The organism is Roseibium sp., assembly GCF_048260565.1.
In the GTDB taxonomy this organism is placed as follows: Bacteria; Pseudomonadota; Alphaproteobacteria; order Rhizobiales; family Stappiaceae; genus Roseibium.
Genome location: NZ_JBLXGP010000001.1, coordinates 144,915 through 166,256, shown reverse-complemented (window position 1 = coordinate 166,256; position 21,342 = coordinate 144,915). Strand labels below are relative to the sequence as shown.

22 protein-coding genes are annotated in these 21,342 nt (G+C 61.8%); 11 read left to right on the top strand and 11 right to left on the bottom strand.

The window, feature by feature from the left end; translation table 11 throughout:
- Nucleotides 1-123 precede the first annotated feature (123 nt).
- The 5 genes from ACN0SO_RS00765 to ACN0SO_RS00745 all read right to left on the bottom strand — a co-directional run bounded on the left by ACN0SO_RS00765 (nucleotide 124) and on the right by ACN0SO_RS00745 (nucleotide 2,841).
- Entirely contained in the window at nucleotides 124-438 is a 315-nt protein-coding gene (locus tag ACN0SO_RS00765; protein ID WP_417673514.1) for a hypothetical protein, read from the bottom strand.
- A gap of 170 nt (nucleotides 439-608) precedes the next feature.
- Nucleotides 609-932 (bottom strand): YciI family protein, encoded by a 324-nt coding sequence (locus ACN0SO_RS00760; RefSeq protein WP_417673512.1) that lies wholly within the window; start codon nucleotides 930-932, stop codon nucleotides 609-611.
- 11 nt (nucleotides 933-943) lie between these two features.
- Nucleotides 944-1,786 (bottom strand): class III extradiol dioxygenase family protein, encoded by an 843-nt coding sequence (locus ACN0SO_RS00755; protein ID WP_417673510.1) that lies wholly within the window; start codon nucleotides 1,784-1,786, stop codon nucleotides 944-946.
- Entirely contained in the window at nucleotides 1,779-2,135 is a 357-nt protein-coding gene (locus ACN0SO_RS00750) for an extradiol ring-cleavage dioxygenase (RefSeq protein WP_417673508.1), read from the bottom strand. The genes ACN0SO_RS00755 and ACN0SO_RS00750 overlap by 8 nt, the downstream gene beginning before the upstream one ends.
- On the bottom strand, nucleotides 2,128-2,841 hold the full coding sequence (locus ACN0SO_RS00745) for an alpha/beta fold hydrolase (protein WP_417673506.1): 714 nt from the start codon (nucleotides 2,839-2,841) through the stop codon (nucleotides 2,128-2,130). The genes ACN0SO_RS00750 and ACN0SO_RS00745 overlap by 8 nt, the downstream gene beginning before the upstream one ends.
- A gap of 379 nt (nucleotides 2,842-3,220) precedes the next feature.
- Here ACN0SO_RS00745 and ACN0SO_RS00740 point away from each other — a divergent pair, with 379 nt between their 5' ends.
- Nucleotides 3,221-4,891 (top strand): formate--tetrahydrofolate ligase, encoded by a 1,671-nt coding sequence (locus tag ACN0SO_RS00740; RefSeq protein ID WP_417673504.1) that lies wholly within the window; start codon nucleotides 3,221-3,223, stop codon nucleotides 4,889-4,891.
- A 272-nt stretch (nucleotides 4,892-5,163) separates the two neighbouring features.
- Here ACN0SO_RS00740 and ACN0SO_RS00735 read toward each other — a convergent pair whose 3' ends face one another.
- On the bottom strand, nucleotides 5,164-5,514 hold the full coding sequence (locus ACN0SO_RS00735) for a hypothetical protein (protein WP_417673502.1): 351 nt from the start codon (nucleotides 5,512-5,514) through the stop codon (nucleotides 5,164-5,166).
- A gap of 180 nt (nucleotides 5,515-5,694) precedes the next feature.
- On the opposite strand from ACN0SO_RS00735, the gene ACN0SO_RS00730 reads away from it, so the two are divergent.
- The 5 genes from ACN0SO_RS00730 to ACN0SO_RS00710 all read left to right on the top strand — a co-directional run bounded on the left by ACN0SO_RS00730 (nucleotide 5,695) and on the right by ACN0SO_RS00710 (nucleotide 10,751).
- On the top strand, nucleotides 5,695-6,396 hold the full coding sequence (locus ACN0SO_RS00730) for a corrinoid protein (RefSeq protein WP_417673500.1): 702 nt from the start codon (nucleotides 5,695-5,697) through the stop codon (nucleotides 6,394-6,396).
- A 22-nt stretch (nucleotides 6,397-6,418) separates the two neighbouring features.
- Nucleotides 6,419-7,066 carry a DUF1638 domain-containing protein gene (locus tag ACN0SO_RS00725; protein ID WP_417673498.1) on the top strand — a complete coding sequence of 216 codons (648 nt, stop codon included), beginning with the start codon at nucleotides 6,419-6,421 and terminating at the stop codon, nucleotides 7,064-7,066.
- A gap of 345 nt (nucleotides 7,067-7,411) precedes the next feature.
- Nucleotides 7,412-7,732 (top strand): virulence factor, encoded by a 321-nt coding sequence (locus ACN0SO_RS00720; RefSeq protein WP_417673496.1) that lies wholly within the window; start codon nucleotides 7,412-7,414, stop codon nucleotides 7,730-7,732.
- A 16-nt stretch (nucleotides 7,733-7,748) separates the two neighbouring features.
- Nucleotides 7,749-8,705 carry a methyltetrahydrofolate cobalamin methyltransferase gene (locus ACN0SO_RS00715; RefSeq protein ID WP_417673494.1) on the top strand — a complete coding sequence of 319 codons (957 nt, stop codon included), beginning with the start codon at nucleotides 7,749-7,751 and terminating at the stop codon, nucleotides 8,703-8,705.
- An 18-nt stretch (nucleotides 8,706-8,723) separates the two neighbouring features.
- A complete protein-coding gene (locus ACN0SO_RS00710; protein ID WP_417673492.1) occupies nucleotides 8,724-10,751 on the top strand; it encodes an ASKHA domain-containing protein in 2,028 nt (675 codons plus the stop codon).
- 9 nt (nucleotides 10,752-10,760) lie between these two features.
- On the opposite strand, the gene ACN0SO_RS00705 is transcribed toward ACN0SO_RS00710, so the two are convergent.
- Genes ACN0SO_RS00705 through ACN0SO_RS00695 form a run of 3 tightly spaced genes read right to left on the bottom strand, consistent with a single transcriptional unit; the run spans nucleotide 10,761 to nucleotide 13,336 of the window.
- Nucleotides 10,761-11,993: an APC family permease gene (locus ACN0SO_RS00705; RefSeq protein WP_417673490.1), complete on the bottom strand. Its 1,233-nt coding sequence runs from the start codon at nucleotides 11,991-11,993 to the stop codon at nucleotides 10,761-10,763.
- 42 nt (nucleotides 11,994-12,035) lie between these two features.
- Nucleotides 12,036-12,863: a DUF1194 domain-containing protein gene (locus ACN0SO_RS00700; protein ID WP_417673488.1), complete on the bottom strand. Its 828-nt coding sequence runs from the start codon at nucleotides 12,861-12,863 to the stop codon at nucleotides 12,036-12,038.
- Between the two features lie 32 nt (nucleotides 12,864-12,895).
- Nucleotides 12,896-13,336, bottom strand: a complete 441-nt coding sequence (locus ACN0SO_RS00695) for a hypothetical protein (protein WP_417673486.1) — start codon at nucleotides 13,334-13,336, stop codon at nucleotides 12,896-12,898.
- 379 nt (nucleotides 13,337-13,715) lie between these two features.
- Here ACN0SO_RS00695 and ACN0SO_RS00690 point away from each other — a divergent pair, with 379 nt between their 5' ends.
- From ACN0SO_RS00690 to ACN0SO_RS00675, 4 genes are all read left to right on the top strand, one after another.
- The gene (locus tag ACN0SO_RS00690; RefSeq protein ID WP_417673484.1) at nucleotides 13,716-13,862 is read left to right on the top strand and encodes a hypothetical protein; all 147 of its coding nucleotides are present in this window, start codon (nucleotides 13,716-13,718) and stop codon (nucleotides 13,860-13,862) included.
- Nucleotides 13,863-13,999: 137 nt separating this feature from the next.
- A complete protein-coding gene (locus ACN0SO_RS00685) occupies nucleotides 14,000-14,164 on the top strand; it encodes a DUF3309 family protein (protein ID WP_417673482.1) in 165 nt (54 codons plus the stop codon).
- A gap of 122 nt (nucleotides 14,165-14,286) precedes the next feature.
- Nucleotides 14,287-14,433, top strand: a complete 147-nt coding sequence (locus tag ACN0SO_RS00680; protein ID WP_417675005.1) for a DUF389 domain-containing protein — start codon at nucleotides 14,287-14,289, stop codon at nucleotides 14,431-14,433.
- A gap of 148 nt (nucleotides 14,434-14,581) precedes the next feature.
- Entirely contained in the window at nucleotides 14,582-15,052 is a 471-nt protein-coding gene (locus ACN0SO_RS00675; RefSeq protein ID WP_417673480.1) for a DUF2147 domain-containing protein, read from the top strand.
- Between the two features lie 259 nt (nucleotides 15,053-15,311).
- On the opposite strand, the gene bmt is transcribed toward ACN0SO_RS00675, so the two are convergent.
- Both bmt and ACN0SO_RS00665 read right to left on the bottom strand, forming a co-directional pair.
- Nucleotides 15,312-16,340, bottom strand: coding sequence for a betaine--homocysteine S-methyltransferase (gene bmt, locus ACN0SO_RS00670; RefSeq protein WP_417673478.1), 1,029 nt, complete (start codon nucleotides 16,338-16,340; stop codon nucleotides 15,312-15,314).
- 262 nt (nucleotides 16,341-16,602) lie between these two features.
- Nucleotides 16,603-19,164 carry a GcvT family protein gene (locus ACN0SO_RS00665; protein ID WP_417673476.1) on the bottom strand — a complete coding sequence of 854 codons (2,562 nt, stop codon included), beginning with the start codon at nucleotides 19,162-19,164 and terminating at the stop codon, nucleotides 16,603-16,605.
- Between the two features lie 332 nt (nucleotides 19,165-19,496).
- On the opposite strand from ACN0SO_RS00665, the gene ACN0SO_RS00660 reads away from it, so the two are divergent.
- Nucleotides 19,497-21,038: a trimethylamine methyltransferase family protein gene (locus tag ACN0SO_RS00660; RefSeq protein WP_417673474.1), complete on the top strand. Its 1,542-nt coding sequence runs from the start codon at nucleotides 19,497-19,499 to the stop codon at nucleotides 21,036-21,038.
- The last annotated feature ends 304 nt before the right edge of the window (nucleotides 21,039-21,342 follow it).

The following is a 21,342-nucleotide window of genomic DNA, read 5'->3' as shown; positions in this document are numbered from 1 at the left end:
ATCCCGGATTGCCGCTGAAAAGCCGTTCCTCCCTCTCCCCGGAGTTTGCCCCAAGGCTCCGGTCAGGCTTTTCGGCGGAGCTTTCCGGACGTATCGCGGCCGAAGCACCCGCTTCGGCCGCGATTACTTGTCCGACTTGATGGCAGACCGGCCGATACCGCCCTGTTTTGTCGGGCCGGTTTGTTCCGTATCGATCTCGGCGCCCAATTTCTTCAGACCGAGAATGATGTCCGCCAGGAGCTGATCGTTCCCGCCCGGCATGCCTTCTTCCGCAGCGACGCTGGCATCTGCCGCGTCGTATTCCCACCGCCTCAGGATCTCGATGCGATCGGATGGAGCGAAGCGTTCGTCCGTGACCACATCCGACGGGCTGTCGTAGTGGGCTCCCGGATCAAGGAGGATTCGGTCGAAGTCCGGGCTTTTCTTTTCGGAAGTCATGGATTTTGTCCTTTCCGCACCTGTGTCCCGGTTTCCGCCAATTCGCGGATAACCACAGAATGGCAAACCCTCAAGGGTTTACCAAGTGCAGGAAAGAACGGCGTTCGAATGACAAGAGGCGTGAAAAGAACCATTCGAACCGGATTACGGCCTTTGAAACGGTGTCCGGATCACGTCCCCGGCTTCGTCATCGGTTCGGAAATCCGGTGCGCCTGGAAGGTATCGGGCAGTGGCGTGATCTCGATTTCCGCAACAATGCCGACCTTGTTATACGGATCGCCTTCGGCAAAGGCCCGGGCCGATGCCTCGTCCTTTGCTTCCAGAACCCCGAAATTGCCGTTTGCCTTGCCGTCCGCGCCAACCGTGGCGGAGCCGATCAGAACACTTGCCGCGCCCTCGCCGCCCGACACCACCCATTGCTTGTGCTCGTCGCGCACGGAGCTGCGTTTTTCGTCCACACCGTCGTGATGACGGCAAACCATCAGAAAATACATACCGATCCCGTTCAGGCCGCGTTTTCCAGGAGCACCATGCCAGCGCCTGTCATGGACGCCGGCGCATAATAGTGCTTGTGGAGGAGGTTCACGTGCGGGTTCATCGCCGCGCGCATCACCAGCCACATGATCAGTTCCGCTCCTTCGGAGCCGAACTGCTCGACGTAGTCCTCACGGGTCATATTACGATAGGTTTCCGGGTCATTGGCAATACCGTCGAGCCAGGCGAGGTCCGCTTCCCGGTTGATGAAGCCGGCGCGCGTCCCCTGAAGCTGGTGGGACAGGCCGCCTGTGCCCAGGATCACGACGCGCTCGTCACCCGACCAGCTTTCAATGGCCTCGCGCAGCACCTTGCCCATTTCCCAGCAGCGCTGCGGGGTCGGGATCGGGTACTGGACCGTGTTGACCCAGATCGGCACGATCTTGACCGGCCAATGCTCCGGGCGGCCGAACATCAGTTCCATCGGCACCTGCAGGCCGTGGTCAACGTCGATCTCGCGGCAGACGAGCGGATCGAAATGGCGCTCGACCAGCTTGTCGACGAAGTGCCAGGAGAAATCCACGGCGCCTTCGAAATCGGGAATATCGCGGCGGCCCCAGCCTTCATCGACCGGCTTGTAGCTTTCCGCAACCCCAACCGCAAAGGTCGGCACCCGGTCCAGGAAGAAGCTGTTGCCGTGATCGTTGAAGATCACCACGGCCACATCGGGCTTCGCCTGCCGCATCCAGTCCTTGGCGGCGTCATAGCCGTCGAAGAACGGTTTCCAGTCGGGCGTTTCGGTCAGACCGCGGTCGAGTGCGACGCCGATCGAGGGCACGTGGGACGTGCCGATACCACCAATGATCTCAGCCATGGTTCACCTTCTTTCCAAGCCGTTCGGTCAGGAACTGCTCATGGGGCATGCCGGCCTGTGCGGCGCCGATCTGGGTGATCGGCACCGGGTCGACCGCGGAGATTTTCAAAATGAAGAACAGGTTGCCGCCGAGGCGGACCATCTCGTGCCAGTCGCGCGCCTTGACCGCGGCCTTTTCTTCCGCCGACAGGCCGAAGCGGTCGAGGAAGGTGTCTTCGTCGGCCTTGAAGGCTTCGCGGTTGGCCGGGTCGCCGAGCGCATTGGCCATCTTGTTGAGCTTGTAGCCCTTGAGCGCGCGCGCCCGATCGAAAAGCGGCGTTTCGGGAATGTTATCCAGTTGATCAGCCATTGCACTTGTCTCCAAAGGTCCTGCCGAGCCAGTCCGTCACAACTGTCACCACATCTTCCGGGCGCTCGACCGGCGCGAAATGGCCGGCATCCTCGATGACGACCAGTTCGGAATTCTTCGTATCCGCCTTGATTTCCTCATGCTGCGCAATCGGACTCCAGCGGTCCTGACGGCCGACCAGAAGCAGGATCGGACAGTCGATATCCTTCAGGTAGGCTGTCGCATTCGGCCGACCGACCAGCGCGCGGATATGACCCTCATGGATTTCGGCGTTGGCGCGCAGAACCATGGCGCGCAGCCTGGCCATTAGATCCGCGTCACCGACGCGGCGTTCGTCGACCATCGGCGGCAGCCACCGGTCGGCGAGGTTTTCCATGCTCTCGCAGCCCAAATCGATCATGGACTGGCGCTTGACTTCCTCGCCTTCGCGCTTGGGCCCATGGCCGGTATTGGCGAGCACCAGACCCTTTATCCGCTCCGGCGCGATATGGGCCATTTCCATGGCGACACGACCGCCCATGGAATGGCCGACGACGATCAGGTCGCCCGGAACCTTGTCCAGAAGGCCGCGGGCCATGCCGGAGATCGAGTTGCCGCCGCTCAGATCCGCCTGGTACACGGGCATCCTGCCCGCGACCGCATCCGCGAGCGGCTGCCATACGATGTCATCCGAGAGCAGCCCCGGAACGAGTACCAGCGTTGTCATCCACATGCCCTGTCGTGTGTCATTTCAATGGGGAACCTGGCAGGAACCGGCACGTTTCATTCGCCTTGGAACAGCATCGTGCATACATTTCCCCTCCCAAGCGACCTCTTGCGCTAATTTAAGCACGATTTTGTATACATATAGTCACAAAAAGTCAAGCAACAGGCGCTTCGGTGAATGCTGCAAAGCGCCAAAGAGCCCGGACAACCCCAGGGGATGCGCGGCCCGCAGCTTTCGTCGCATCCAATCGGCCACAGGTCGTATTTGCGCTTTATGTATACGCGCTTTCTCGCCTAGCCTGTCGAAAACACAATTGCCAGGCCTGATTCCTTAACCAGGAAGACCGGCCGAGCCGAAAAACAAGAGGGAGCGCCAGGGAATGAGCAGCGATATCGAGATTGCACGCAAGGCGAAGATGAAGCCGATTTCGGAAATCGGCGCGCGGCTGGATATCCCTGAGGACGCCCTGATCCCTTTCGGCAGAACCAAGGCAAAGATATCCGGAGACTACCTCGCAGGGCTCAACGGCCGGCCCAACGGCAAGCTGATCCTGGTCACCGCCATCAATCCGACACCGGCCGGCGAAGGCAAGACGACCACCACCGTCGGGCTCGGCGACGGGCTGAACCGGATCGGCAAGAAGGCCATGATCTGCCTGCGCGAGCCCTCGCTCGGCCCCTGTTTCGGCATGAAGGGGGGTGCGGCCGGCGGCGGCTATGCCCAGGTGGTACCCATGGAGGACATCAATCTCCATTTTACCGGCGATTTCCACGCCATCACCTCGGCCAACAATCTGCTCTCCGCCCTGATCGACAATCACATCTACTGGGGCAACAAGCTTGAGATCGATCCGCGCCGGATCGCCTGGAAACGGGTGATGGACATGAACGACCGGGCGCTCCGCGAAATCGTCTGCTCGCTGGGCGGTGTGGCCAACGGGTTTCCCCGCGAAGGCGGTTTCGACATCACGGTCGCCTCCGAGATCATGGCGATCCTCTGCCTGGCCACAAGCCTTGAGGATCTGCAGCACCGGCTCGGCAATATCATCGTCGGCTACCGGCGCGACCGCACCGCCGTCACCGCCCGCGAGCTGGAAGCCGACGGCGCCATGACCGTGCTCCTGAAGGAAGCGATCCAGCCGAACCTGGTGCAGACCCTGGAAAACAATCCGGCATTCATCCACGGCGGCCCCTTCGCCAACATCGCCCATGGCTGCAATTCGGTCATGGCGACGAAAGCGGCGCTGAAGCTTGCGGACTATGTGGTCACCGAGGCCGGGTTCGGCGCGGATCTGGGCGCGGAAAAATTCTTCGACATCAAGTGCCGCAAAGCGGGTCTTTCCCCCGACGCGGCCGTCATCGTCGCCACCGTCCGGGCGCTGAAGATGAACGGTGGCGTCGCCAAGGAAGATCTGGGGACGGAAAACGTCGCGGCCGTCACCAAGGGCTGTGCCAACCTCGGGCGCCATATCGAAAACATCAAGCAGTTCGGTGTGCCGGCGGTGGTCGCCATCAACCATTTCACCGCAGATACCGACGCCGAGATCGAGGCGGTCAAGGCCTTTTGCCAGGAGCACGGTGTCGACGCGGTCCTTGCCTCCCATTGGGCGAACGGTTCGGCCGGCACGGAAGAGCTTGCCACCCATGTCGCCCGGATCGCAGACAGTGGACAGGCCCAGTTCGCACCGCTTTACGACGACGACATGCCCCTGTTCGACAAGATCGAGGCCGTTGCCCGGCGGATTTACCGGGCCGACGAGGTCCTGGCCGACAAGAGCGTCCGCGAGCAGCTGAAGCGCTGGGAGGCGGACGGCTTCGGCAATCTGCCGGTCTGCATGGCCAAGACGCAATACTCCTTCACCACCGATCCGGCCCGGCGCGGCGCCCCGACCGGACACAGCGTGCCCGTCCGCGAGGTGCGCCTGTCGGCAGGTGCCGGCTTCATCGTGGTGATCTGCGGGGAAATCATGACCATGCCCGGCCTGCCGAGCGTGCCCTCGGCCAATCACATCGGGCTGGATGCAAACGGGCAGATCGAGGGGCTGTTTTAGAGTTCCGTCTAATTAAAACCCTGACACCGTCATCCCAGACAAGTGAGGCGCAGCCGAACGCCGATCTGGGATCCATCTGACAGGACGAGCGCAGCGGGTTCCGCTTTCAAAACAGAATGAGACGCGCCTCCGGCGCGGCTGATGTCTGGATCCCAGATCGGCACGCAGCTTCGCCGCGCTTGTCTGGGATGACCATGGGGAATCGTCCGACACAGGAGACGGCTGTCGAAAGTACGAACTTCGCCGGCCACACAAAAGAGCCTGCGTCTCAATTAACCCGGCACCGCCGGCACCTCCCGGCGCAGGTCGGGTTCATCATGGATGAAGGTCACGTTCAGGGTCAGACCGACTTCCTCGTCCCCGCTGCGTTCCCCCGCGCCCAGATCGTTCAGTTTCGTGGCGCTGTCGTCGTCGAGCGCAATGCCCGTGTCCCGGACGGCTTCGCGGAAAAGACCCAGGGCCGAAACCGGCAGGACGAGCCGGAAGGTGGTCGCGATGTTCGAAAACAGGGAATGGCCCTCGACCCAGCCGCCGGCCTTCAGGATCGCATCGTTCAGGTCGCGCATGACCGCGTGCCGGTTTTGGCGGGTGACGCCGGACAGCATGACGATGCGAGGCCTCATGGTTCCAGCTCCTTTGCGGACGGCGCAGGCGTTTGCGCCTCTCTCTAACCGGTGGGAATATTTACCCGATTCCCGCCCCTGTCGCAGGTGCGACTTGGGATGTCGTTTTGGAGATATTGCAGATAGCCACTCGGATTCATTGTCAATCGATTACATTGCCGCAGCCGTTTGGGAGTTGCCATGTCCGACGATGATATCGACCTCGCCAGCCTTTCCGACGACGAACTCGTCGAGCAGATGCATGACGACCTTTACGACGGCCTCAAGGAGGAAATCCAGGACGCGGTCAACATCCTGCTGGAGCGCGGCTGGGCGCCCTATGACATCCTGACCAAGGCGCTTGTCGAAGGCATGCGCATCGTCGGCGTCGACTTCAGGGACGGCATCCTGTTCGTGCCGGAAGTGCTCCTGTCGGCCAATGCCATGAAGGCCGGAATGGGCATCCTGCGGCCGCTGCTGGCCGAAACCGGCGCCCCCAAGGTCGGCAAGATGGTCATCGGCACGGTCAAGGGCGACATCCACGACATCGGCAAGAACCTCGTCTCCATGATGATGGAAGGCGCCGGCTTCGAGGTGATCGACCTCGGCATCAACAACCCGGTCGAAAACTATCTCGCGGCCATCGAGGAACATCAGCCGGACATCGTCGGCATGTCGGCGCTGCTCACCACCACCATGCCCTACATGAAGGTCGTCATCGACACCATGACCGAAAAGGGCCTGCGCGATGATTACATCGTCCTTGTGGGCGGCGCGCCGCTTAACGAGGAATTCGCGGATGCCATCGGCGCCGACGGCTATTGCCGGGATGCGGCCGTGGCGGTGGAAATGGCCAAGGACCTGATCGCCCGCAGGCACAACATGCTTGCCGGAAAAGCCTGACAGCAGACAGGGAGGCGACGGAATGGCCTCCAGCGCACCGCTTTTTCCTTTCGAGCCGGAGCCGGCACCGCTCCGGAAGATCGGGCGCGTCCTGGTGATCGCCTGCGGCGCCCTTGCCCGCGAGATCAAGGCGATCCGGGAGCTGAACGGGTTCGACCATATCGACCTGACCTGCCTGCCCGCCCAGCTGCACAACACGCCGCAGAAGATCCCCGACGCCGTGCGCTCGGCGATCCTTCAAAAACGCGACCTCTATGACGAGATCCTGGTCGCCTATGCCGATTGCGGCACCGGCGGACTGCTGGACAAGGTTTTGGAAGAAACCGGCGCGAAGCGCATCGGCGGCGCCCATTGCTACGCCTTCTTTACCGGCCTGGATGCCTTCGACGCCCTGGAGGAAGACCAGCTCGGTACCTTCTACCTGACCGACTTCCTGGCCCGGCATTTCGAGACCATGGTCATGGCTCCGCTCGGCCTGAACTGGCACCCCCACCTGCGCGACCTCTACTTCGCCCATTACACCCGCGTGCTTTACCTCGCCCAGACCGACGACCCGAAGCTCGAAGCCGCCGCCCGCAAGGCCGCCGAGCGTCTGGGTCTGGCGTTTGAAATGCAGAAGACGGGGTATGGGATGCTGGAGACGTTTTTGGGGGAGCGGACCGTGGGCTGAGGCGGAAAATACGGGGCGGGACAGATATTGCCCCATCCGACCACCTAACCACACGACTGATGCGAGTGGATTGCCCGGACTTCGCCGGGCAATGACGCGGAGAGAGTGGCAAGGCTCCCGCCGCAGATACGGCGTCATCACACGGCGAAGTCCGGGTGATCCAATCCACCTCGCCGCTGGTGGGGAGGGCATGAAAAGGGTGCGAAGCGGCCGAACTGCCCCAGAAAGCAGTCCTATCCAAACCCTCCGAAATCCCGCGTCGCATTTCCGCCTAGCGGTGCCGCTTTCCCGCGTCTTGAAACCCTGCTCTTCCGGCAATCATGAGCATCGAAAGGACGCTCTCTTATGGCGCAGAAGATCATCGTTTACTGGCGGGATATCCCGGCGCAGGTGCTGGTAAAGCAGGGCCGCAAGGCCGCGCGCAGGGAACTGCCGGCCGTCTTCATGGAAACGGTCGATGCCTGCGCGATGCGGGTCGGGGCGAAGGACACGGACGCCTATCTGGCCGAGTGGCGGCGGAGCGATCCCGTCGATGTCTCCGACGACCTGGAAAGCGAAGCGGATGCGGCGGTCGATGCGCTCGTTGCCGCCTATCCGAAAGACAGACTGAAAGACCTCGTCGCACATGAAGGCTTTGAGCCTTCTTCTGCGGATATTTCCTCCTGAGCCCCAAGGGACAGCCATGACACGCACCGTCGTTGCCTCTGCCACCAGAGAAATCATCATCGGCTTCGACCAGCCGTTTTGTGTCATCGGAGAACGGATCAATCCGACCGGACGCAAGAAGCTGGCCGCCGAAATGATCGCCGGCAATTTCGACACGGTCGAGGCCGATGCGCTCGCCCAGGTCGCGGCCGGCGCCACCATGCTCGACGTCAACGCGGGCGTGACGGCGGTCAATCCGAACGAGACCGAGCCGCCGCTTCTGGTCAAGACTCTCGAGATTGTTCAAGGACTTGTGGACGTTCCCTTGTCCATCGATTCATCCGTGACAGCGGCGATCGAGGCCGGGCTGAAGGTCGCCAAGGGCCGTCCGCTGGTGAACTCGGTGACCGGCGAAGAAGAAAAGCTGGAAGCGATCCTGCCGCTCTGCAAGAAATACGACGTGCCGGTGGTTGCCATCTCCAATGACGAGACCGGGATTTCCGAAGATCCGGACGTACGCTTTGCGGTTGCCAAGAAGATCGTGCAGCGGGCCGCCGACTACGGCATTCCGGCACACGACATCGTGGTCGATCCGCTGGTGATGCCGATCGGCGCCATGGGCACGGCCGGCCAACAGGTGTTCGCCCTGCTCCGCCGCCTGCGCGAGGAGCTGAAGGTCAACACCACCTGCGGCCTGTCCAACATCTCCTTCGGCCTGCCCCATCGCCACGGCATCAATGCCGCCTTCATCCCCATGGTGGTTGCCTCGGGCATGACCAGCGCGATCATGAACCCCTGCCGTCCACAGGAAATGGAAGCGGTGCGCGCGGCCAACGTGCTTGCCGGCCACGATCCCAACTGCGGCGAATGGATCATGAAATACCGCGACTACACCCCGGCTGCAGCCGGCGCCCCCGCACCGGCGGAAACGGCATCGGCCGGCGGACGTCGCCGTGGCGGCCGCGAAGGCCGGCGCAGGACCGTAAGCGTCTAACAGATCTGAAAGTGCGGAATGACTGAAACGAAGGATCTGGCGAAAGTCGTCTTCCAGCCGAGCGGCCGGCGGGGCATGTTCCCGCTCGGCACGCCGCTGCTCGATGCTGCCCGCTCCCTCGGGGTCTATGTGGAATCCGTCTGTGGCGGGCGCGGCATTTGCGGCCGCTGCCAGATTTCCGTGTCTGAGGGCAACTTCGCCAAGGAAGGCCTGACCAGTGCGGCGGACCACCTTGCCGGCGAAACCGAGGCGGAAGCGCGATACCGGGGCTTGCGGAACCTTGCCGCCGACCGGCGCCTCTCCTGTCAGGCGAAGATCCAGGGCGACCTCATCGTCGATATCCCGACCGATGCCCAGACCAACCGGCAGGTGGTGCGCAAACGTGCCGAGGTGCGGGCGATCGAGCCGAAGTCCTCCATCTCCCTCGTCACGGTCACCATTGCCGAACCGGACATGGACCTGCCGCGCGGCGATGCCGACCGGTTGCGGGATGCGCTGACCGAAAAGGCAGGCCTTTCCGGCCTCACCCTGGACCCTGCCCTGCTCGCCTCGGTTCAGGCCATCTTGCGTGCTGGTCACTGGACGGTGACGGCTGCGATCCACCAGGACAGTACTTCGGCTCCAACGGTCACCGCGCTCTGGCCTGGAGAAAAGACGACCGTCTACGGGCTTGCGGTCGATATCGGCTCCACGACGATTGCGGCCCACCTCTGCGACCTGAAGACCGGCCGCACGGTCTCTTCCGCCGGGACCTCCAATCCGCAGATCCGGTTCGGCGAAGATCTGATGTCGCGGGTGTCCTACATCCAGATGAACCCGGAGAAACTGCCGGACCTTACAAAGGTCGTGCGCGATGCGATCAACGCGCTGGTCGGCAAGCTGGTCGGTGATGTCGGCGCCAAACGTACGGACGTGCTGGATGCCACCTTCGTCGGCAATCCGGTGATGCATCACCTGTTCTTGGGAGTCAGCCCTGTGGAACTCGGCGGGGCGCCGTTCGCGCTCGCGGTCTCCGACGCCTTCACCCTGCCCGCCCGCGATCTCGACCTGGATCTCAATCGCGGCGCGCGGGTCTACATACTGCCCTGCATCGCCGGGCATGTCGGCGCCGATGCGGCGGCCGCGACCCTGTCCGAAGCGCCTTATAAAAGAGTCGATATCACCCTGCTGGTGGATGTCGGCACCAACGCGGAAATCGTGCTCGGCAACCGGGACCGGCTGCTGGCGGCCAGTTCCCCGACCGGCCCCGCCTTCGAGGGAGCTGAAATTTCCTCCGGCCAGCGGGCCGCCCCCGGCGCCATCGAGCGCCTCAGGATCGACCGGGACACCCTGGAGCCGCGCTTCAAGGTGATCGGCCTCGACGAATGGTCCGATGAGCCGGGTTTTGCGGAGAAGATCGACCAGGTGGGCGTCACCGGCATCTGCGGTTCCGGCATCATCGAGGCGGTGGCGGAAATGTATCTGTGCGGCCTGATCACCGAGGACGGCGTCATCGACGGTGCCATGGGGTCGCGGACCTCCCGTATCGTTCCGAAAGGCCGGACGTTTGCCTATGTGATTGCAACGGACGGCATCGAGATCTCCATTCTCCAGACCGATATCCGCGCGATCCAGCTTGCCAAGGCCGCCCTTTATGCGGGCGTCAAGCTTTTGCAGGACAAGCTCGGCACCAGCCGGATCGACCGGATCCGGCTTGCGGGCGCCTTCGGCAGTTACATCGACCCGACCTACGCCATGGTGCTGGGCCTTATCCCGGACTGCCCGATCGACGGCGTTGCAGGCGTCGGCAACGCGGCCGGGACCGGCGCGCGCATGGCGCTGCTCAACACCGATTACCGTCGCGAGATCGAGCAGACCGTGCGCGAGATTGAAAAAATCGAGACTGCGCTGGAGCCGAAATTCCAGGAGCATTTCGTCAACGCCATGGCACTGCCGAACAAGGTCGACCCGTTTCCGAACCTGCGGGAAGCCGTGGCTCTGCCGGAGCGCAAGATGCAGGCCGGCGGAGATGCGGCCGGCGGGCGCAGGCGCCGCAGGCGCGGCTGATATCGATACTCAGTGCCCGCCCAGCGCGCCGGTGGCGATCTGGAAACCGGCAATGACGACGCAGATCGCCGCGCCGGCAAGCCCCCACCAGCGGAATCGCTGGAGCGTCCTGTCGTCGAGACGGCCGCCGAGGCGGAACAACGACAGGTTGACCAGGGCAAAGACCGCCAGCGTCACCAGGCTTGTCGCTTCGGCCAGCCGTACCAGCGGAAAGGAAACCGCAAGCGCCAGGACAGCGATGGTCACCACCAGTGTTGCCCGACCGGGCGTACGCCGTTTCGGATCGACCCAGGCAAACCACTTCGGCGCAATGCCGTCATTCGCCATGCCGTAGAGCACCCGGCTCACCATGACGATCTGCACCAGAATGCCGTTGATCATGGCAATGGCCGCCGCCGCCGCGACCGGTTTGCCGGAGAAGCCTGTGATCTGCTCGAAGAGGACCGCCATCGGCGCGGAAGACCCGGCAACGGCGTCCCTGTCTGGTGCCATCACGGCGATGATGGAAAGCAGAACGTAAAGGACGACCGTGATCCCCAGCGTCCAGAAGATGGCACGTGGCGTGGTCCGTTCCGGATTAACGGTCTCTTCGGCCATGTTCTCGATGTCTTCGAAGCCGACAAAGGCGAAAAAGGCGATCACCCCGCCTGATAGAATCCCGGCGAGCAGGGTTCCGTCCAGGGGCGGGACGAAGGAAGGCGCCCATTCCGGAACATCGGCGATGAGCGGCCCTCCGAATACGATGACGAGAATGAGTGTCCCGACCTCGATAAGCGTTATCAGGCCCGCGAAGAGTACGCTCTCGCGCACGCCGAGCCAGGCGATTGCGGCCAGCCCGCCGACGACGGCAACGAGCAGAACACCCTGCGGCAGCGGCACCAGGGCCTGCATGTATCCGGCAAAGGCAAGAGCGACCACCGCGCTTGAAATCGTGCCAGTCGCGCAGACGCCGTAGCCGACAAGCTTTCCCGGAAACGATCCGAGCCCGCGATGGACAAAGACCGCCTCTCCGCCCGCTTTCGGAAACCGGCTGACCAGAAGCGCATAGGAAACCCCGGTGACACCGGCAATGAGACCGGCCAGCAAGAAGGACAGGGGCGCATGGCTGCCGGCCAGAGACAGGATCTCGCCGATCAGCGCAAAAATACCGGCGCCGACGGTGACGCCGACGCCGTAAAAGACCAGCCACGGCAGGGTCAGGGCCCGCCTCAGGGTTGCCGGTTTTGATTCTGGCTCGCTCATGGGGCCATTAATGCAGACGCGACCGGAAGAAGTCGATCAGGATCAGCGGTCGAAATCGTCGAACTGCCACATCCGCTGCTGCCAGATCTTTTCGCCGATCAGGCAATCGTAGGGCTCTTCCCTGAAGAGCTGAGCCGGGATCACCCGCGGTTCCGGCTGTTCCACACCACCGATCTCCAGCACCAGCTTGCGCCGGACGGCCTCGGGAAATTCCTTCCATTCGGTCACAGGGATGACGAAACTGCCCGGACCGCCGGTCACGCAGCGGTGGTAGTAGATATCCAGATCCGGGATGTTGAAAGCGGACCCTACGCCGCTCGAGGTCATCAAAGGCAGGCCATTGATGATGATGCCCTTGGCCACGGCCTTATCCCGCTCCATCGTCACCGGGACGCCTTGGTTGTTGGGGCCGTCGCCGGAGATGTCGATCACGAGCCGCTCCGCCGAAAAGGGCACCGCCTCAAGCCGCTTCACGCCCGCACGTATTGCACCCGACAAAGACGTGCGCCGCGCGCCCATGCTGTTTTCCGACAGAAGCACGGCCGCGATCGCCTCGGCGTCCGCCTGATCCTCGATCAGCGTCCAGCCGACAATCTCGTGGACATAACTGTCGGCGGCCCATTCATAGAGGGTCACCGCGATACGGCCGTAGACGCCGTCCTGGATCGCGCGGACGACTTCGGGACTGGTTATTGCCGCGGCGTAGCCTTTCCGCTGAATCCTCAGTTCTTCGTAGGACATGGAGCGGGAGACGTCGACGGCGATCACCAGCGCGACATCGACGCGGTCCTGCGCCCGCGCGGACGGCAGGAAACTGAGGAAAAGCAGCAAAGCGCCGGCAAGCGGCCTGACATATCCCGGAATACGCATGCCTTAGCGTAAATCAGACCGGCATATTCCGACTAGAGACAATCTTTCCGGCGCCCGATAACGCCTTCGTTATCATGGATTTTGGCGGCTCGTCCGTCGCGCGATCGGTCGATCGCCTGATATTGTCCCCTTTTTGCCGACCGATGCACACCGGCAAGTCGGACAGCCGGATAGCCGGACAGCCGAAGGGCCGATGAGCAGTTTGGCCGGCGAGCGCCCGGCCGAAGCCAATACATGAAAAAGGCCACCGCACACACTCTTGGCGGCCGAGCGTTGGAAATATTTATGAGGTGCCTTCTTCGGTCCATGGACGGCAGGCGCATCGACCGAGCGTCCGCCGCTCCTGATGACTTGGAGATGCAGTTGATCACCCTGAGATCTTCGACGCGTGGCCTGCCTGGGATGTCTGTGGGAAGAAGCTGCCTGAATTTCGCGAACAGTTCGTCGCTCAGCCAGAAATAGTCCCGTTCCATCAGTGACCTCCTTCTGGAGACCGTAAATCCTGTTCCCGCGATCAGCGAAACCGCTTTGAGGCTCCAGGCCCAGGAGGTAATCTTAGATCGGCTTGCTGCGGGCATAACGAAGCCCTCTCTCACCGTATCATCTGATGCGTATTTGCTCCGACGTTGGTAGTCTGAGCGATTCCCGATCACCAAACGGCATCTGGCCATTGGGCTTGATTTCCATCAATGAAGTTTGCTTGGATCAATCAATGAATATCAAGGGTTGAAAAGAAATGCATCGAAGCGCTGCAGCGAAAGGGCGGAACGAGGACGGCGAAATGCCCGAACGGATGGCAGTTTCGTCTGAAAGAAGCGTGTATCTGCGAACCGAAACGGGAGCTTTCAGAATATGAAACGCAACGTTCTCTACCTCATTATCGGCGCGCTCGTCATCGCCACCTTGGTCTTAAGCTATTATTTTTACCAGGAACGCCAAAAGACGAGTAGCATTGAGATAAATGTTGGAAAGTCCGGCATTTCCGTCGAAACCAAGTAGGCTGGAACATCCCGGCTGGTTTGCCCTCTTATGAAGCTGACCGGAAAATGAAAGCGCAGGATTCGACCCCGTAGATTCGGAAATGGACTACCCGGTTTACTGGCGCCGGGACATCGCCAGACCTTGGAGGCAAGACTATGTCGCTTGGAACAATACTTGTCATTCTGCTGATCATCTTCCTGCTTGGCGGTTTCAGCGGTCGCTTCGGCGGCTATGGTTATGGTTTCGGTCATGGCGGCATCGGCGTCATTGGCGTCATCCTGATCGTCGTTCTCATCCTGCTGTTAACAGGCCGGCTCTGATCTGATGGGCGAACGAGTGGACGTCGTGGCCTGAGGAAACATCACTTACCGCTGCCTCGACCAAAAGTCGCGTTTTTGCCCGGAATTACGTTCGGCGACGTGCTGCCACTTCGGCAGGAGTACTGGCTGCGTTTATCGGCGTCATAGTCGCGGTGGCGTTTTTGCCGACGCTCGTGACGTCCTGTCTGCAGTTCCGCGTCGAACACCCCGCCATGGCCATAGGTGCTTTCCTCACGTTCCAGGTGAACCTGGCCGGCGGGACAACATGATGGGTGTCAGGCATTAAACCAACGAGATGGTTGGAGAGGGATCGAACGTTGAAAGCCACCCGCATTGCGATTGCCCAGTCGGTGGCCCTGTTGACGGCGCCGGTCGGCATGATCGTACTGGCGCGAAAGGGTTAGAATGATCAGGGCAATGGCGATGAAACTGCAACGGACCTGCGGATATATGTCGGGTTGCCTGTGTGTTGTTCTGCTATTCTCGCTGCTGGCCGAAACTTCGATCGCGGCAGAATCCAAGACGCCGATCGGCGTCTGGCTGCACGCAAACAAGCGTATCCGGGTCCAGATTTTTCCTTGCGGCGACCGATTGTGCGGGAAAATCGTCTGGTTCAGATGGCCTAACGATGCACAAGGGCTGCCGCTGGTCGACTTTAAGAACGGAAATCCGGCGCTGCGCTCACGGCCGCTCTTGGGACTTACCGTCCTCAGGAACCTTCGCCACACCGGCAAGAACACATGGACGGGCGGTCGCATCTACAACCCGGACGATGGCATGGACTACAAGGCTAAGATGTCAATACAGGGCAACAGCACGTTGCGCGTGCGCGCCTACATTCTCCTACCAGCATTGGGAAAAACGCTGATTTGGACCCGCGTCCGTTGACTGGAGCATCGGGCGATAACTTTGGCTCATTTGACCGAGGCTATATTGCACGCTGGCAAGGTGGCTCGCCCAGCGTTGGAAGCAATCATCATTCGCCCGACCTGTCATGGGTGTCCGGGGGAAGTCGCCGTCGGCAGATTTGCGAGTTTTACGCCGCTTAGCCAGAAAAACCCGTTTTATCAATGATATCCTTCCGGGGATCGCAAATCCGCATCGTGTGACAAGTGAAAACTCCCTACGGGTCCCAGCCTTACATCTCTCAGTCCCGGCGGCGGCCTCTGCGGCGACCGGAATTGCCGTCTCCTCTATCGGCTCGTGCCACATCGGCATCCTTGTTCGGTGGAGACACCAGCGGCCCGATCGTGCCGAGAACCTCCTCAAGCGAAGGACGATCCCCTCTCGAGTGACTGTCCATCGCCTGCCGCATGGCAGCGATATGGCCGGCGGAGGTTCCGCAGCAGCCTCCAATGATCCGGGCTCCGGCGTCCATCGCCAAGCGGGTGTAGTCGGCCATCAGCTCCGGCGTTCCGGTATAGACGACCTCATCGCCCCTGATCCGGGGAATGCCGCAGTTTCCCTTGGCAACGACAATGGCCTCCGGATCGGCTTCGGTGATCTCCAGGATCGCGGCCAGGAGATCGGACGCCCCGACCCCGCAATTGGAGCCGATGGCGACCGGCGTGCAGGCGAATTCGGACTTCAGCGCGCCGAGGCCTTTCGGCGGCAGGCCCATCATGGTCCGGCCCGCGGTGTCGAAGCTGGCGGTAATCACCAGAGGAAGTCCGCTGCCGTGGGCTGCTTCGGCCGCCGCCTTCATTTCTTCCGCTGCCGACATGGTTTCGACCCAGAGGATATCCGCCCCGCCTTCGACAAGCCCTTCGATCTGTTCGCGGAAGGCTTCGACCGCGTCTTCGTGGCTCAGGGCGCCGAGCGGCTGGAACAACTCGCCGGTCGGACCGATGGAGCCCGCGACCAGGACGTCGCGATCCCCCTCTTCGATCACTTCGCGTGCCAGGCGAACGGCGGCGGCGTTCAGCTCCTTCACCCGGCCTTCCGCCCCGTGCAGCTTCAGCCGGTGCCGGTTGGCGCCGAAGGTGTTGGTCAGGATGATATCGGACCCTGCCTCGACGAAGCCGCGATGCAGCGCCCGGATCCTGTCCGGCTGATCGACGTTCCACAGTTCCGGTGCATCACCGGAGACAAGCCCCATGTCAAACAGCGTCGTGCCCGTCGCCCCATCGGCCAGGAGCGCCCCTTTTTCAGCCAGAAGTTTTTCGAGTTTGGACATGTGGCTGGTCTTTCCTGACTTGCCAGTTGTGTAAATGGTTCCGCTTGCTCCCGTCTCCCCCCTTGAGTGGGAGATGTCGGCGAATGCCGACAGAGGGGGGTGAACCGGTACCGCATATTCCGAAACGCCGTGTTTGCCGAGAGGCTGATACCCCCCTCTGTCTCCTGCCGGAGACATCTCCCCCTCTAGGGGGGAGATGGGAGTTCGTGGAAAATCAGAATGCTATTCAAGCACTCCGAATTTCCCGAAAGAGCCTTCCTGATCAGCTTCGCGGCTTCAGGTTTTCAGGATCATAGAGCGGCGTATAGCCGACTGCGACCACTTCGACCGGATAGGTTTCGCAGAAATACTCGACGTTCAGCTTGCGGCCGACCTGGCAGTATTCCTGCGGCAGGTAGGCTAGCGCGATGTTCTTGCCGATGGTCGGGCCGTAGGCGACGGAGGTGGTGTAGGACAGGCGGCCCAGTTCATCGACCAGCGTCTTGCCGGTTTCCGGATCCATGACCGGCATGGCGCCGACCGGATAGCGCTTCACGCCGCCGGCATCGGTGTTTTCCGTCATGACCAGTGTGCACAGCATGGCCGGCTGGTGTTCGCGCGCCTTGTATTCCACGTGCTTTGCCTTGCCGCGGAAGTCGGCCTCCTTGACCTTCGGACGCGCCAGATCGCTTTCGATCAGGTTGTACTGGGTCAGGAGATCGGCGTTCTGCAGGCGCAAGCTCTTTTCCATGCGGCGCGAGTTGGCATAGGTTTCGACACCCACCGCCATGACGCCGATGGCCCGCAGCGCATCCCAGACGGCAAGGCCGTCCTCATACTTCATGTGCAGTTCCCAGCCCTGCTCCCCGACATAGGAGATGCGGAAGGCGGACACGGTCTTGCCGGCAATCTCGATCTGCCTGATCGCTGCAAAGGGGAAGTTCTCCGGATCCAGTCCGGCCGGATCAGACACGACCTTCTTCAGGTTTTCCCGGGCGTTCGGACCCCAGATGCCGATGGTCGTATACTCTTCGCTCACATCGGTCACGGTGACGTCGAAGCCCTTGTCCTCGGCGATCCGCTTCACGTAGTGATAGTCGCGCGGACCGGCATCGGCGCCGTCGACGACGCGGCAGCGGTCGGCCATGCGGATCACCGTCAGGTCGGCGCGCACCATGCCTTCGTCGTCGAGGAAATGGGTGTAGATGCCCTTGCCGATGTTGTTGTCGCCGCCGATCTTGGCCGCACACAGCCATTCCATCAGCGCCACATGGTCCGGGCCTTCCACATCGAACATATAAAAGTGCGACAGGTTGATGATGCCGCAGTCCTCGCTCAGAGCCAGGTGTTCGGCATTGGAGACGCGCCAGAAATGGCGGCTATCCCATTCGTTTTCGCGCACCGGAACCCTGTCGCCGTATTTTTCCAGCAGATGCTCGTTGGCGGCGTAGCCGTGGGCGCGCTCCCAGCCGCCGAGTTCCATGAAATACCCGCCGAGTTCGACTTCGCGCTCATAAAAGGGTGAGCGCTTGATGTTGCGGCCGGTCGCATAGGGTTCGCGCGGGTGGATCGCCGGGAAGTAGATCTTCTGTGCGGCCTCGTAGCAGCGGCCCTCGATGAACTTCTCTTCCAACTGGTGATGATAAAACCGCGCATAATCGATCGGCGCGTGGTCGATTTCCGTGCGGCCGTCGGTGATCCAGTCAGCGATCAGCTTGCCGTAGCCCGGGCCGTCCTTGACCCAGATGGCGACGCAGTACCAGAGGCCGCGCACCTTCTGGCTTTCGCCGCAGGACGGGCCGCCGCCGGCCGACACCTGCAGCAGGCCGTTGAAGGAATGGCCTTCGTTGTAACCGAGCTCGCCCAGGATCGGCGTCAGCTCCATGGCGCGTTCGAGCGGCTCGATCACCTGCTCCATTTCCAGGTCGCGCTGGGACGGCGACAGGCGCGCCACGTCCTTTTCCAGAAGATCGCGCGGGTGGCACATGCGCGGATTGTCGGCCTCGTAATAGCCCCACTCGATCTGCCCGCCCTCGGTCGTCTTCGGGTCGCCGGTATCGCGCATGTAGGCGGAGTTGCCCTGGTCGCGCATGAGCGGGAAGCCGATTTCCTTGCCCGTGCCAGCGAACTCGTTGTAGGGGCCAAAGAAGGTGAGCGGGTGGTCGACCGGCATGACCGGCAGATCCTCGCCGACCATCTCCGCGATCAGCCGGCCCCAGAGCCCGGCGCAGACGATGACATGGTCGGCCAGGATCGTGCCGCGATGGGTGACGACACCCTTGATGCGACCGTCCTCGACAAGGAGCGACCTGGCGGGCGTGTTGGCAAAGACTTTCAGCTTGCCGCTCGCCTCCCCGGCATCGACCAGCTTGCCGGCAACGGTCTGCGAGCGCGGGACCACGAGGCCGGCGTCGGGATCGAACATGCCGCCCTGGACCATGTCCTCCTCGATCAGCGGGAATTTCTCCTTGATCTCGGCCGGAGTGACGAGATGAACGCGCGTGCCGAAGGCCTTGCCCGAGGTCACCTTGCGCTTGATCTCTTCCATCCAGGCGTCATCGCCGGTGCGTGCCACTTCCAATCCGCCAATCCGGGCGTAGTGGCCCATCTTCTCGAAGAAATCGATGGAGTACTGGGTGGTCCAGACCGAGAGATAATCGTGGCTGGTGGTGTAGCAGAAGTCGGAGGCGTGCGCCGTCGACCCGATGTCGGTGGGAATGCCGGACATGTCGATGCCGACGATATCAGTCCAGCCGCGCTCGATAAGGTGATGCGCCACCGAAGCGCCGACGATGCCGCCCAGACCGACGATGACGACTTGTGCCTTGTCAGGAAATGCTGACATGTCTCATTCCTCTTCAACAGACCGGCACCGAAGCGCCCTGCACACTGCCTTTAAGCCCAGTAACAGGAGCGCTAGGTTTCACCCTCCGGCCACCGCAAATCCGGGCGGCATCGCCTGCCGGCCATTCCCGTTTTGCAGGCAGCCTAGGTCGGGTTTCCAAAGACCAGATGCGGCAAGCCGACATGCTCTGTCGTCAAGACGCCATCGTTCCCAAAGCGCGTTGGCCTGGTGACGTTTTTAGGAAAGGCTGAGACGTATACGGACAGAGGTGTTACACCAGTCTCGCGCACACTCGCAGTCCCTCATTCGAGTAGCCAGATGGAGGCTCAATCATGTCCGATGCCGCAGTATCCGCGGGACGCCGCGGGAGATCGGCCCGCCGAGAACGCCGCATATCCGGATCAGGCGGTGTCGGCGCTCCCTACATCTCACGGAACATCCCGTTCTACGATGTCCTGAGCGATGAAGGCGCTGAGAAGATCGAAGCCAGCACCGACCGGATTCTGGCGGAAATCGGCCTGGAGTTCCGCGAGGATCCGGAGGTTCTGGACATCTGGAAGGCAGCCGGCGCCGAGGTCGACGGGGAGCGGGTCCGTTTTCCGAAGGGCATGCTTCAGGAACTCGTCAAGACGGCGCCCGCCCAGTTCACCCAACACGCCCGCAATCCGGCCCGTAGCGTGGAAATCGGCGGCAACAACCTTGTGTTCGCCCCGGTTTACGGCCCGCCCTTCGTGACGGACCTCGACAATGGCCGGCGCTACGGCACGATCGAGGATTTCCGCAATTTCGTGAAGCTGGCCTACATGTCGCCGTGGATGCACCACTCCGGCGGTACCGTTTGCGAACCGGTGGACCTGCCGGTGAACAAGCGCCATTTCGACATGGTCTATTCCCATATCAAATATTCCGACAAACCGTTCATGGGCTCCGTGACCGCGCCGGAACGGGCGGAAGATTCGGTGAAGATGGCGCAGATCGTGTTCGGCGAGGAATTCGTCGATCAGAACTGCGTGATGATCCAGCTCATCAACGCCAATTCGCCACTGGTCTTCGACGCCACCATGCTCGGTGCGCTCAAGGTCTATGCCCGTGCCAACCAGGCCTGCATCGTCTCGCCGTTCATCCTTGCCGGCGCAATGAGCCCGGTCACCGTTGCCGGCACCCTGGCGCAGGTCCTGGCCGAGGCTTTGGCCGGATGCGCGCTGACCCAGCTCCTGCGGCCGGGTGCGCCGGTCGTCTTCGGCGCTTTCGTCAGTTCCATTTCCATGCAATCGGGTGCGCCGACCTTCGGCAGCCCGGAAGGCACGCTGCTTTTGAACGGCGCGTCCAAACTTGCCCGCAGGCTCAATCTTCCGTTCCGTTCCGGAGGCTCCTTCACGGCCTCCAAGGTGCCGGATGCCCAATCCGCCCAGGAATCGGCCCAAACAATAACCGCCACCGTTCAGTCCGGTGTGAACTTTGCCCTTCATGCGGCCGGCTGGCTCGAAGGCGGACTGTGCTCGTCTTATGAAAAATTCATCCTGGACGCCGACCAGCTCGGCATGATGCATGTCCTGGCCAGGGGAATCGATCTTTCCGACGAAGCAATGGCCATGGACGCGCTTCAGGAAGTCGGACCGGGCGGTCACTTCCTCGGAGCCGCGCATACCCAGCGCAATTTCGAAAGCGCATTCTATCGCTCGTCGATCGCCGACAACAATTCCTACGAACAATGGCTGGCGGACGGCGAACTGGATGCTGCCAAGCGGGCCAACCGAATCTGGAAGGAACAACTGGCGGCTTACGGCGGTCCCGAGCTCGATCCGGCCATCGATGAGGCCCTGCAGGATTTCATGACCAATCGAAAAGCATCCTTCCCGGACAGCAACGTTTAGACGTCCTTTCAGAATACTTTGGAGCGGTTGCCTGGACACCGGACGGTTCCAGGCAGCCCCCGTCCTCCACAATGGCGCCTTCTCGGCAGTGGAAACTCTTGCAAGTCTCCGCTAGGCTTATTAAACACCGCCGGTATGCCTGCGGTGCAGCATTGGCCGTGAGCCATTAATCGAGAGGCGAGTGCCCTTAGGGCAACTCATGGAGGGTGGTTAATAAAAATGCATAGCGCGCACCGCGTTCCACTGACCTTATTCGTATCCCCATCGATCGCTCGTTACGGCGAAATACGCTGAAGGTTGCTCA

Coding starts and splice junctions, on each gene's coding strand:
- ACN0SO_RS00740 (WP_417673504.1), top strand. CDS start 3,221: ATGAGCAGCGATATCGAGATTGCACGCAAGGCGAAGATGAAGCCGATT.
- bmt (WP_417673478.1), bottom strand. CDS start 16,340: ATGTCCAAACTCGAAAAACTTCTGGCTGAAAAAGGGGCGCTCCTGGCC.
- ACN0SO_RS00710 (WP_417673492.1), top strand. CDS start 8,724: ATGACTGAAACGAAGGATCTGGCGAAAGTCGTCTTCCAGCCGAGCGGC.
- ACN0SO_RS00750 (WP_417673508.1), bottom strand. CDS start 2,135: ATGGCTGATCAACTGGATAACATTCCCGAAACGCCGCTTTTCGATCGG.
- ACN0SO_RS00755 (WP_417673510.1), bottom strand. CDS start 1,786: ATGGCTGAGATCATTGGTGGTATCGGCACGTCCCACGTGCCCTCGATC.
- ACN0SO_RS00675 (WP_417673480.1), top strand. CDS start 14,582: ATGGCGATGAAACTGCAACGGACCTGCGGATATATGTCGGGTTGCCTG.
- ACN0SO_RS00745 (WP_417673506.1), bottom strand. CDS start 2,841: ATGACAACGCTGGTACTCGTTCCGGGGCTGCTCTCGGATGACATCGTA.
- ACN0SO_RS00760 (WP_417673512.1), bottom strand. CDS start 932: ATGTATTTTCTGATGGTTTGCCGTCATCACGACGGTGTGGACGAAAAA.
- ACN0SO_RS00765 (WP_417673514.1), bottom strand. CDS start 438: ATGACTTCCGAAAAGAAAAGCCCGGACTTCGACCGAATCCTCCTTGAT.
- ACN0SO_RS00720 (WP_417673496.1), top strand. CDS start 7,412: ATGGCGCAGAAGATCATCGTTTACTGGCGGGATATCCCGGCGCAGGTG.
- ACN0SO_RS00660 (WP_417673474.1), top strand. CDS start 19,497: ATGTCCGATGCCGCAGTATCCGCGGGACGCCGCGGGAGATCGGCCCGC.
- ACN0SO_RS00665 (WP_417673476.1), bottom strand. CDS start 19,164: ATGTCAGCATTTCCTGACAAGGCACAAGTCGTCATCGTCGGTCTGGGC.
- ACN0SO_RS00690 (WP_417673484.1), top strand. CDS start 13,716: ATGAAACGCAACGTTCTCTACCTCATTATCGGCGCGCTCGTCATCGCC.
- ACN0SO_RS00705 (WP_417673490.1), bottom strand. CDS start 11,993: ATGAGCGAGCCAGAATCAAAACCGGCAACCCTGAGGCGGGCCCTGACC.
- ACN0SO_RS00725 (WP_417673498.1), top strand. CDS start 6,419: ATGGCCTCCAGCGCACCGCTTTTTCCTTTCGAGCCGGAGCCGGCACCG.
- ACN0SO_RS00685 (WP_417673482.1), top strand. CDS start 14,000: ATGTCGCTTGGAACAATACTTGTCATTCTGCTGATCATCTTCCTGCTT.
- ACN0SO_RS00715 (WP_417673494.1), top strand. CDS start 7,749: ATGACACGCACCGTCGTTGCCTCTGCCACCAGAGAAATCATCATCGGC.
- ACN0SO_RS00735 (WP_417673502.1), bottom strand. CDS start 5,514: ATGAGGCCTCGCATCGTCATGCTGTCCGGCGTCACCCGCCAAAACCGG.
- ACN0SO_RS00700 (WP_417673488.1), bottom strand. CDS start 12,863: ATGCGTATTCCGGGATATGTCAGGCCGCTTGCCGGCGCTTTGCTGCTT.
- ACN0SO_RS00695 (WP_417673486.1), bottom strand. CDS start 13,336: ATGGAACGGGACTATTTCTGGCTGAGCGACGAACTGTTCGCGAAATTC.
- ACN0SO_RS00730 (WP_417673500.1), top strand. CDS start 5,695: ATGTCCGACGATGATATCGACCTCGCCAGCCTTTCCGACGACGAACTC.